This window comes from Flavobacterium amniphilum (assembly GCF_023634845.1).
Taxonomy (GTDB): Bacteria; Bacteroidota; Bacteroidia; order Flavobacteriales; family Flavobacteriaceae; genus Flavobacterium; species Flavobacterium amniphilum.
Map to the genome: position 1 here is coordinate 93,626 of NZ_JAMLJL010000014.1, position 12,450 is coordinate 106,075.

At 36.1% G+C, this 12,450-nt stretch carries 9 protein-coding genes; all 9 read left to right on the forward strand.

From position 1 onward, the window contains the following. Window positions 1–146 precede the first annotated feature (146 nt). The 9 genes from NAT51_RS15255 (at window position 147) to NAT51_RS15295 (ending at window position 12,054) form a co-directional block, all read left to right on the forward strand. Window positions 147–746: a hypothetical protein gene (locus tag NAT51_RS15255; protein WP_250600153.1), complete on the forward strand. Its 600-nt coding sequence runs from the start codon at window positions 147–149 to the stop codon at window positions 744–746. Between the two features lie 27 nt (window positions 747–773). Beyond that, window positions 774–1,151: a hypothetical protein gene (locus tag NAT51_RS15260; protein WP_250600155.1), complete on the forward strand. Its 378-nt coding sequence runs from the start codon at window positions 774–776 to the stop codon at window positions 1,149–1,151. Between the two features lie 72 nt (window positions 1,152–1,223). Continuing rightward, the gene (locus tag NAT51_RS15265; protein WP_250600157.1) at window positions 1,224–1,736 is read left to right on the forward strand and encodes a hypothetical protein; all 513 of its coding nucleotides are present in this window, start codon (window positions 1,224–1,226) and stop codon (window positions 1,734–1,736) included. Between the two features lie 18 nt (window positions 1,737–1,754). Further along, a complete protein-coding gene (locus NAT51_RS15270) occupies window positions 1,755–2,555 on the forward strand; it encodes a DUF5984 family protein (protein WP_250600159.1) in 801 nt (266 codons plus the stop codon). Between the two features lie 98 nt (window positions 2,556–2,653). Then, window positions 2,654–3,337 (forward strand): hypothetical protein, encoded by a 684-nt coding sequence (locus NAT51_RS15275; protein WP_250600161.1) that lies wholly within the window; start codon window positions 2,654–2,656, stop codon window positions 3,335–3,337. 41 nt (window positions 3,338–3,378) lie between these two features. Then, entirely contained in the window at window positions 3,379–3,861 is a 483-nt protein-coding gene (locus NAT51_RS15280; RefSeq protein ID WP_250600163.1) for a hypothetical protein, read from the forward strand. A gap of 282 nt (window positions 3,862–4,143) precedes the next feature. After that, window positions 4,144–7,599, forward strand: a complete 3,456-nt coding sequence (locus NAT51_RS15285; protein WP_250600165.1) for an RHS repeat domain-containing protein — start codon at window positions 4,144–4,146, stop codon at window positions 7,597–7,599. Between the two features lie 15 nt (window positions 7,600–7,614). After that, window positions 7,615–11,574: a T6SS effector amidase Tae4 family protein gene (locus NAT51_RS15290; RefSeq protein WP_250600167.1), complete on the forward strand. Its 3,960-nt coding sequence runs from the start codon at window positions 7,615–7,617 to the stop codon at window positions 11,572–11,574. 6 nt (window positions 11,575–11,580) lie between these two features. Then, on the forward strand, window positions 11,581–12,054 hold the full coding sequence (locus tag NAT51_RS15295) for a hypothetical protein (RefSeq protein ID WP_250600169.1): 474 nt from the start codon (window positions 11,581–11,583) through the stop codon (window positions 12,052–12,054). The last annotated feature ends 396 nt before the right edge of the window (window positions 12,055–12,450 follow it).

The window sequence follows — 12,450 nt, forward strand, 5'->3', positions numbered from 1 at the left end:
CAGCGATTTTAAAGAAATCATCCTATCGGTTTATTGTATTTAACGGGATTATCTTTTCGTATATTTGACACAGTCCTGCCGGAATGGTTTGGGATCTCTCCCAGCCCCTAAAACCGTTGGATTTGTACACAATTAATCACTAAAGAATGGAGTTAGGCATTTACAGAAACTTTTGGGACGGACAACCCAATCACTTACCTTTTTTAAGCTTCAGAAGTTCCAGTGACGAACCAAAGGAGTTCAATTTAAAACTCAGTATTACCAAATTAGAAGCAATTCTGAGAAAAAACCCGGTATCTATCGTAAAAAAAGACCTCCAATTATTACTTAACGATGAAAACTGGAGATTGCATATTGTAGCTTCAATTGTTTTATTGATGCTGAAAAAGGAAAATTCCCAAGATATATCAGATTTATTTTGGCAAAGAATTGAGAAAGGTTCATGGGTCAGTCCGCAAATTTTAGTTTCATTATCGTATTCCGATTTCAATTTCGAAAACAGAAGCAAACAAATACTAAATGACGGTATAAACATAAACTATGCTGCACTCAGCCCGATTGAACACCACTCTGCAAGGGGCGGAACGACAAAAAGGATGGCAGGGAAAAAAGTTTTGGCTGCTATTGACTATCTGGTTAACGGTATTGTAAATGATACTCCGGAAACGGATTGCGGAGGTTCAATCTGCAAAAGCTGGAAAGAAAGCATAGACAATCAGAATAATTTTAAAACAGGGCAGTTTTAACTTAACACAACAACCCTTTTACGAATTATGAAAAATATAATCCGGTCAATAGCAATACTAGCCTATTTATCCATCATTCTTATGGGAGAAATGATTGGCCTGCCTTTTTTCTTTTGGTTAATTTTCACCTCATTGCATTTTGGTAATATTGATCAATTATTTGCAATACTTGGGCTTATCGGAATTGGATTAAATCTAAGCAAATGGAAAAACAGCATCCCGATAACCCTTATCAGCTTTCTGTTTATGCTGGCGCCGATACTAAGCAGAATAGCACAAGTTCCAATTGAAAAGTTTGATTATCCGGCATTTAAAATTCCACTTTGGATTTTTATCATTACCTATATCGTATTCATCTTGCTTAACATTTTCAACAGAAAGACTGAATCCAAAACACCGGTTTAATAAAATTGGGATGATCACCAAAACCTTTTATATATTTGAATTCATTTCCATTTCGATTATTAAATATATTTTTTGAATGAGCATATGTTGAATCTACAGGAGTTTACAGAAAATATAGAATCAAATTACGTAACTGATTATGGTGCAGAAATAGGTACTGTTTTCTGTCATATTTTTGAAAGAGCCACCGGAACAGATCCTATCCGGGATTTTTTTGATAACATATCAGAATTTGACTTCTTTGACCCTGAAAAATTTGATGCAGAGTATATTCGAAAAACACCCTACACAGACTCCCTAAACATGATGATTTCAGGAATTATAAAAGAAACACAATACAATGAGCATTTTATGTCATGGAGCAAAGGGGAGGAATATTTGAATCTTTTCTTACATGAACTGGAAGGAAGTAAAACAGTTTACACAAATTCCGGTTGGACAAAATCCACTTCTAAAAATTCATACGAGAAAGAATTGGATTTAGTGGGTTATTCAGGCATCAGCTACTCTTATTGGTATGATTACGGTTTCATTATTGTTACCGAGAAAAAGATTGGAGTTTTATGGTTTGGAGATGAAGGCTAAAATTACACAGAAACGATTATGATCCATTTTCAACTTAAAAAATTCGATGAAATAACTCCTGTCGGACAGGAACCAAACTTGCTTTTAAGTTGGTTCTGGATGACAGAAGGCGATTTGTGGCTCACATTTGGCGAGCAGACGATTTATGAATACACAAAAGAAGCCATACAGTATTTCGGAGATAAAGCAACTCCCTACAACGATTATTATATCGTCCGGTTTCTGGTAGATTTCACAGCCCTTTTTGAAAAAATCAGTCAGTCATTGCCTGATTATCTTTACAGGCTGACAGAAAACATAGCGCTTTTTAAAGAGGATGTCCAACAATGGTATGATCTTCATGACACTGAGGAAAACGGAATCAGTGATTTTCATTTTGACCAATATGACAAGTTAACCACATGGAGACTGGAAAGAACGTTTGATTCTGCACATCTGGTTGGCGGGCCCCATTTGTCTTTTTTCAGACATAACGAAAAAATACGGATTGTCTGGGACATAGAGCATACTTTAGAAAACGGAATTAGTTTGTGGACGGCCAAAGACGGAAGTATCGAAATGAACTATGCAGACTTTGCCAATGGAGTAAAAGCTTTTGGTGAACAGTTTTTTAAAAGTATGGACAAGCAGATAGAATTAGCGCTTGCCAAAAACTGGGGAGACATACAAGTGGACAAAATACTACTTGCTGAAGAACACGAAGACCGAAAATCAGAGTTTGAACAAAGCTTGTCTTTTCTTAGCTATGAAACCACAAGCGAAACAGATTGGCCAGCAATTGAAGAATTGCACAAACGAATGAAAAACGACCTAAAATAACGGAAGCATCTTTTTGTATATTTGGTTCTGTCTTGACGGAAAGGTTACGAAACTTTATAAAACCATTGAAATGTTATCCTTAATTTAAAAACTCCAGAATGAAACTATATTTCACATTTCTATTGGTATTATTTCTGAGTTGTCAGAAGAGTTCAAAAACAGAAGATACTTTATCTGCTCAGGACAATGCTACGTCTCAGGCTAACAAGGATAGTACAACACAATCAATGCAACAGGACATTATCGAATCTGAGAAAAGGTTTTTGGATAGCCTGTACAATCGTGAGAGCATCAAATTTATATCAGTACTTGAAGAAATACCCAATCGGGATACTGATGCATACAAACTGACCATCACATCAAAAGACGGAAAAAGTAAAATCGTAAAAATACTGGATGTAAGACCTAAGATGTCAAAGATTTCATATTGTAATGATTTATACACTGTAGTGGGTTTTCCCTGTGGCGGACCCTGTTATTCAAGAGTTTTTGTTTTTACGGATAAAGACAGACCAACCGAACAATATAGTTATAGCCAGGAAGTAAAAAACAATCCAAACCTTATTACCCACATACAAGATGAGGAATTTGGAAAATTGATTATTCATAACTTTTCCAACAGTAAAGAGCTGACTGTTGACATTTCTGATGCTAATTCTCAAATTTATGGCCAGATGGATTCAATGGTAGTCCAGAAAGACAATTTAGTTCTTTACTATTTGTCCGGTAAAAACAAAAACAGGGTAAAAAAAAATAAATCTGAAATCCATACTGTAACATAATACTATCGTTAACATGTATTGTGTTGATAAAAAAGAAGCCCATGCAACTATTTCCAACCAAGAATTATACAATTGAATTAAAGGACAGTCCTGAAAAGAGTATCGAATTATTGAAATTGAACACAATGCTATCTGACAGTCTTTCGACCCAAACCACTGATAAAAAATTCATTGGACGAATAAACGGAAACCGGTTTGAGATAATAAGCTCTGAAATTGGCATTGGTGCATTTACCGTATTGCGGGGTAATTTTTCGGATGACTCTGTTACTCTTGTTGCGGAAGTAAACAAACCGTTCAAAATTTTAATCTCAATACTGTCTATACTTGCGCTGGGAGGTATTTCTTACAATGCCTTTAAAATTGGTTTTCCGGGAGGTTTTGGAATGCTTGTGCCCTTACTAATGTTTCTGGGATTGTTGCGATTCGTATTTCTCGGTTCCTTCTTTGAAAGGTCATTCCGTTTGGTTTTTGGAAAATTCACCGGCTTATTACAGGTAAAACCAACTCAGATTAAGGCCTGACAGTGCCTTCAGAATACTACCAATCAAAAAGCAATTTGAATATCTGTAAGTAATTTCTTTCGTAGAAATAAAACTCATCACGACTGCTGTTATAACTATACGATTCCCCGGCACTAACAACAAACCCTCTCAATCAATTACTTACCACAAACACTGAGTATCCATTAACATTATAACACGAAAGCAGCTCTGTATTATAATAAATCCAAGATGTCCAATCATTTGGTATTAATACATATATTCCTACTTTTGCCCCTATTCCAAAAAAAATTCAAATTTCTTATGAAAAAGAAGATAATAGTAGTATTACTTATGCAATTTGTTGCAAATTCTTTATTTGCCCAACTTACAAGTTTACCTTCCAGTTCTGCCTTTCAGACTACCAAATTCAGCGATGTAAACGTCAATGAATCATCTGGAAGGGTAACCTCCTCGATACCTGTCTGCAATTACCAGGTAGGGAAATTACAAGTACCGGTTTCTTTATCTTACGTTGGTAACGGCTTAAAAGTAGCCCAGCAATCCAATTGGGTGGGGACAAACTGGAATTTGAATGCCGGAGGAGTGATTACAAGAATTGTAAACGGTTATCCTGATGAGAAAGCATCAGTACGATTGTTTTTGGAAGATTTAGGAGATCCGGCTTTGCTTCATTCCGAAGATTATATTTTAGCGCCCGGAGATACCAGAGATTACCGTGTCGATATTTTCAGCTTTTCATTTCCGGGCTATTCCGGGAGTTTTTATTTGGACAAAAACCTTACACCCCGTTTAACCAATAATGACAGTGAATTAAGAATTGAGTTTTTAGGAGGTTTATCAGCCACCAATACCAATACAATTGTGATTACAACCCCTACCGGGGTAAAATATTTCTTTGGAGGTGCAAATGCTTCTGAGAATACAAGTACTTTAATTAAAACCAGAAAAATAGGACCTAGCTGGATGGCTGACAACAGTCAAATACTCCAGACAGTTACGCCATTAGCTACAACCGCTTTTTACTTATATAAAATTGAAAACAATTATGGAGATCAGATTCTAATCGATTATCATGATGATGGTGTGAAAGATTTTATTCTTTTTGAGCAACAAAGAGAGAATATTTCAACTAAACCCGTAAATGAAGCTTGCACTGATATAAAAGATTACTTAAAAGGGTTACAAAATTCAGTTTTTCATGGTTCCATTCATAACTCAAAGAAAATCAAAAGGATATACTCTTTAAATTCAAACATAGAAATCAAGTTTAATTCCGATCCGCTAGTATTGCCTTCAGATGGCGTAATACCAACCCCGCAGTACGATGACAGGATATTGAAAAACATTCAGGTTTATAATACTTTAATCAGTCAAAATGTAAAAAACATCACTTTGGATTATTTGTTGCCTGCTCCTACCAATGCGTTAAAACATCGGTTTTTCCTGGAAAAAGTATCTGTAAACAACAGTAATTTAGGTACAGACCCCAAATGTGAAGTTTATAAAATGGAGTATAACAGTCCGGAAGAATTACCAAGCCGTTTTTCGTATAATGTGGACTTAATGGGGTATTATAACGGTGCCTCAAATGCCAGCTTTATAGACCATGATTATTATAGTGCCTATCAAACTACAAATGATTTAACAGTAAGAGACCCTAATTTTGAGTATGCCACAAAAGGAGTTCTTAAAAAAATGTATTATCCGAGCGGAGGTTATACCAGTTTTGAGTATGAGAGACCTTATGCAAAAGCCAATACGGTAAAAAATGTACATTTAAGAGTTTACCAAAAAATCATACAGGAAGCTGTCCCGCATCAGTCGCCTGCGGTTTATGAAACCAAAAACGCAGATAATTATAATGTAGGAGCAGACAATACTCCTGCACCTCCACAAAACCCATATGCTTTAGCTGATGATATTGCGGCAGAAGGACCTTTAACAACAGGCTTTCCTCCTGTTACCATTTATAAAGATTGTAAATTGAAAGTGATTTTAAATAAAACAGATAATACTGCACATACAAATTCTGCTTGGTACGGTCAACCCTATCCTGACTATGTTACCTTCACAGTTACTGACTTAACAACAAATATACAAGAGTGGCCTATCAAGTATCCTTATAATGAAATACCGGGAAGTTTTACAAGTCCACATGAGTTTAATTTAAAGAAAGACCATAAATATTCTTTTTCTTTAGTATTGACCCACAATAACTCACACAATGTCAGTGCAGATGCATTCCTGGAATTTGAAGCCAGTGAATATTTGCCTGCTTCCGGCATACGAATTAAAAGAATTACGGAATTATCCGGTACACAACAGGTAAAAACCAAACGCTATTATTATAAAAAAGCCAAGGATATTGGTAAAAACAACGATGACAGCGGTGTGGTTATCACAGAGCCTAAACTGGATACGAGTTGGGACACCTATGGATGTTCCATACAAAATGCTCCTGAATCTTATGATGCAGTGAGTTTAATTGCCAATCCTTTTGCGCATATATTCGGTGGATCAGACAACCAAATAGAATACCGGTATGTAACCACCAGTTTTGGTGGGGATGCATTTGAACTGGGAGGTATTGAAAAGCATTTTAAAATAGAAAAAAACGATGAAATTTCTCTTTTCTACAAGTTTGCCCAATCCGATTTTTTCAACCCTGATGAGGAAGAATTCGGGTCATGCAGTACCAATAATAAAAACCAATTTAACGGAACTTTATTGAGAGAAGTTATTTTAGAAAAAAAGGGCACCGGTCTCTTCGTAAAGGAAGACAAAGAGTTTATTTATGATCTTACCATAGATCATGAAATAAAGAATTTTGTTGTGGCTACCACTTATCAGGGAAATATAAGTCCTTTTGATGATATTCCATGCATTGGTCAATACAGTACTTTTTCTTACCGAAACAACTTAAAAGAAATCAATTCAAAAACCTACACCATCCCTGTATTAGTGACTACAAATCCGGTTCTTCCTGATGCAATTAAAACGAAAACCAATTTTGAGTATACTGCTTTAAGAGGATTGCCTTCTAAAATAATCACAACAGACAGTAAAGGAAAAACCCTGACCAAACGTTTGTATTACCCTGTAGCCTCAAATATTTCCCTGTTATCCGGCTTGTTAGCACCAGATGCGGCAAATTATAGTGTTTTAGAAAGCCAAAACAATATCAGTTCTCCTATCCAAGTCGAAAATTACAGTAAAGACAATTCAGGTACCGATAAATTATTGTTCACTCAAAGAAGTATTTTTAAAAACTTTTCGGGTAAAGTTTTCCCTTATACCCAACAAGAAGCAAAAGCAAACAGTCCATTGTTCAGTAATGTCTTTGTATCGGAATATGATGCAAGCGGTAATCCGGTAGAAGTAACCCAGGAAAACCAATTCAAAAAAACGACGCTTTATGGCTATAAAAATCAGGCCGTTATTGCAGAATTGCCAAATGTCGCTTATGCTGCAATTCCTTCAGCAACTCTATTATCATTAAAATCAGCATCTGATGGTGTAGTTGACCAAACTACCATGAATGCTTTTGAAGCCCAATTAAACGCTTTACGCAGTTTAGTACCCAATGCACAAATAACCACTTATGTTTATAACCCAACTGGGCAATTAGACTCGGTTACCGATGCAAGAGGACGGAAAACGACCTATGTGTATGATGACTGCAAGCGTTTGAAAATGATCAAAGACAACGAAGGTAACATCATGGAAGAGTACAAATACAATTTATTAAACAACTAATAAGTAAGCCATACAATGAAAAAAATATATATCCTCCTTATAGCGCTTTTACCTTTACTTACTTATGGTCAAACCCCTACTGAGAATTACCTGTACCAAACCACTTATACTAAAGCAGTACAGGATGGTTTTCAGGGTAGTTTGAGCAGCGATTATAAATTGCAGCAGGTTACCTATTATGACAAAATGGGCCGGCCTATGCAAAACATTGCCGTAGAAGCCGGTGAAAATAAACAAAGTATTGTTTCCCATTATGAATATGACAATTATACCGGTGCGCAAACCAAATCGTATTTACCTTACGCAGCGACACTAACCAGCCCACTGAATTACAACAGTACTGCAGTAAACAATATAGCTCCTTATTATCAAAGCAAATACTCACAGGATTTTCCTAACGGAGTAAATCCTTATTCAGAAACTGTTTTTGAAAAATCGCCTATTGGCAATGTCTTAAAACAAGGTGCCCCCGGCAGTGACTGGAAAGTAGGCTTTGACGATACTGATCATACTGTGAAAATGGAATATAAATCAAATATTGACAATGATGTTTATGCATTTGATGTTGTTTTTACCGGTGGTGATTTCATGAAACCAACGATCAGTTATCTTGGGTATTACAAAAGAAATGAACTGTATCTTACCATTACCAAAAATGAGAACTGGAAGGCTGCAGACGGTAAACTAAACACAACCGAAACCTACAAGGACAAAGAAGGCAAGACTATATTAGTCCGGACTTTCGACAGCATTGGAGGCGTTGCAACCCCTCACAATTTGTATAACATCTATGATGATTACGGTAACCTGACGTTTGTTCTATCGCCAAAAGCCACTGATGGATTGGTGGTTACCCCGACAGCAACTTATACTAATTTTTCACAAAATATCCCTTACAGCAGTTTGGTGACTTCCCCTTTTGTTCCTACTGCAACAGCAGCTACCATCAGTCAGACAGGAATAAACCAACTAAGTCTTGCTTTTAATTTTACCACCTCAAAAGGAAGAACTTTAAAACCGGGAATCATTGCAACCCTGACGACAACAGTCCCTGATTGCCTTTTAGGGTATATCACTAACGGGAGTTATAATTTTGAAGTAGCCATAAAAAACAACCAGCTTATTATTACTGATATAGCAATGATTGCCATGCCGATTGGTACTCCCGTTACCATGGCTCTTACTGTTATGCTGCCGACTCCATCAACACTGGCACCATTGGCCACAACATTGTTACCTGATTTGTGTTATGAGTACCATTATGATGCTAAAAACAGAGCGGTAGAAAAGAAAATACCGGGAAAAGCTCTGGAAATCTTTGTGTATGACAACTTGAACAGACCTATCCTATCACAAGATGCAAACCTTAAAGCAAACAATAAATGGTTGTTTGTCAAATACGACAACTATGGCCGTGTTGCTTATACAGGTGTGCACACTGACAATATTAATACCACAAGAGCAGCCATCCAGCAAATACGGGATAATGCAACGACTCCTGTATTGTTTGAAAGCAAAATACCTACGCCTGTTGCCATGAATGGGACAAATTTACATTACAGCAATGCGGTCTTCCCTGACACTAATATTGAATTGTTATCCGTTAACTACTATGATGATTACAATTTTGATAAAGACGGGATTGCAGTTCCTACTGCTCCGGTATATAGTCAACCTGTAACCACCATAACCAAAGGCTTAACTACCGGCTCTAAAGTCAGAACTTTAGACACTACAAACTGGGCAACCACTGTTGTGGCTTATGATGCCAAGGCAAGAGCAATTTGGACCAGTGGTAAAGATAATTACTTACAAACCAGCGATGTCCTGGAAGCAAAGCTGGATGATTTTACCGGTACCCTTATTGAAACCAAAACGGTGCACAATAAAGCATTAGTAACCACAAACCTTACTACGTATGATTATTTTACGTATGACCACCGTTTGCGTTTGCTGAAACATACCCAAAAGATTGGATCAAACTCCCTTGAAGTCATTGCTTCTAATAAGTATGATGATTTAGGGCAACTAATTCAGAAAAAAGTGGGAGGAGCAGATGCAGCCACCCATGCTTTAACAGCAGGATTGCAAACCGTGGATTACAGTTTCAATGTACGCGGATGGCTAACTAAAATAAACGATGCCAATGCCATGGGCAGCGATTTGTTTGCCTTTGAAATCAAGTATAACAAACCCACTGCAGCCGCAACGGCATTGTACAACGGCAACATAAGCCAGACCTTATGGAGAACGGCCAACAGCGACACTGGTCTTAAGCAGTATAATTATACTTACGACAATCTTGACCGATTAAAACAAGCGCAGTTTTCCAGTACAGTTGGAGCTACCACAACGTCTAACACGCACAATGAGTCTTTAAATTATGATAAAAACGGTAATATTACCATTTTACAGCGATCAGGGTATACCAATGCCAATGTTTTTGACCAGTGGTTGGATAATCTGACTTATACCTACCAAGGGAACCAATTAGTCAAAGTAGATGATGCGGGCAATAAAACCGAAGGTTTTAAAGATGTAACGGCAACAACTGATTATACCTATGACAACAACGGAAATTTAATTACAGATATTAATAAAGCGATAACCAGCATTAGTTACAACTACTTAAACCAACCGCTGAAAATAACCTTTAGCGGAACCAATAAATTTATAGAGTTTGTATACAATGCCGGTGGAACTAAACTAAGTAAAAAAATCACTAACGGCTCTACAATAGCAACAACTTACTATGCCGGTAATTACATTTACGAACAAACCGGCAGCAGCCCTGTTCTGCGAAGTTTTTCACAACCTGAAGGCTATGTGGATGTGAATGCAGGAACTTACAAATATGTATACCAGTATAAAGACCATTTGGGTAATGTCCGTTTAAACTATACCAAGAATGGATCCGTATTAGAAATAGTTGAAGAAAACCATTATTATCCTTTTGGAGTTAAACACAAAGGGTACAATAATGTAGTAACTTCGTTAGGAAATGGAACTGCCAACAAATTTAAATTTAACGGAAAAGAATCAGAAGTTTTTGAAGGGCTTAACGTGACTGAAATGGATTTCAGACAATACGATGCTGCATTGGGGCGTTTTAACTGTATTGATTTATTGGCGGAGAGTACACCTATGGCAACTCCTTACCATTTTGCATTAAACAACCCTGTTATAGCTAATGACCCAAGTGGTTTATTATCCTCTTCAACCTGGAATGATTTGATTGATTACATGAACACGTTTGCGACCACTGAAGGAAATCAATCATTAAGTTATACTAGCTCAACCTCCGGTGCCGGTGGTGGTGGTTGGGGCTTTAATGTAACGTATTCTGATGGTAATGGAAACAGTATGAATTTAGGTGAAATCTTTGGTAACGGGTCGTCAGTGGGTGGTTTTGTGAGAGATAATGGCCATTGGGTTACAACAACAACAACTAGTTATGGTACAGAAAAAACAGCAAAATGGAATGGCGGTAATGCATTGAACCATTTAAACACTGTAGTAATTAGTCAAACTAAATCTAAAACGTGGGTGAGTGATAAAAGTATGGGACTTCAGGTTTTTCCGTCCTTTTCCACATTATGGAATAATTATCCAAAAGATGTAAATGGATCGCATGCACATCCAAGTAAAGACCCATACCCAAATCAATGCGCCATAAGAGTTGGATATACTTATATGAAATCTGGAATAAAGATGAATTCATATCCAAAAGTAAATAGAACATCAGAAGGTTATCCACGTTCATCAAAAGGACTTGCTGATTGGACTTGGCAAAATTTCGGTAAACCCAAAATAATGTCACAAGAAGCATTTGAACGCGACTATATGGATAGTACTGGAATTATCTACATCGTCCCACCACCAGGTGGTATAGGACACATCGATTTGTTTAATGCTGGTGCAACTGGTTCAGGATATTACTTAGGAAGTGAAATATGGTTTTGGCCTATAAAATAAATAGACATGAAAAAAAATTTTTTAATAATACTTATAGTATTTTCTAATTTAAGATGCTCTAGTCAAAATAATTTTGATGCATGGTTGCCTGAAGAATATGTAAAAGCCATAAAAACTAAAGATACTAGCAGTTATAAGCATTTAATACCAATTGAAGGTTTTGAATCATTTGGTAAAAACCCTCGTATTTTGACGTATAGAGGAGAAATAAATCCAATAAAAACTAAAAAAATAATTGACGGTAATAAAGAAAAATATCAACTACTTAATTTGCAGTATTATGTTAACTTAAAATACAACTCAAGAGAGTTAGCGGAAAGATTATCTAAAGCAACAATTTATATTTCTAAATCTGGACAAAAATTGCTTTTAGAAATAATTGAGAAAGATAAAAAAGAAAACATTTATTTTATAAATAGGGTTGATGAATATGAATTTAAAAATATTAAAGATGCTAAAGAATATTTAGAGAAAGATTAGCTAATAAGTATTAACATGATCAGATAGTGCGGATTTGCATTCCGTACTTAGATTAAGCAACTTGTTATCAGTGCCGTTTGATTTTTAATGTAAGAGCGAATTATTGAAATGTAAGTTTTATAATTGATTGACACATTACTTAAGAAGTTTTAAGAGTACAAAAGTTACAGGTGCAATGAAATTGCCTGAATTAATTACTTAATCCAGATAGCGCATTCTATGATAAAAAACAACTTTAATTAAAAAATTAAGATGCAAATTTATAGATATGACACTATCCCAAAAAGTGTGTAAGTTTAAAAATAACGGGGTTTGACTTTTTACTTAAAGTTGAACCCTTTTTTCAAATATCGTTAAGAACTGATTAAGTATTAATCCCCAATTATGGATTGGCAT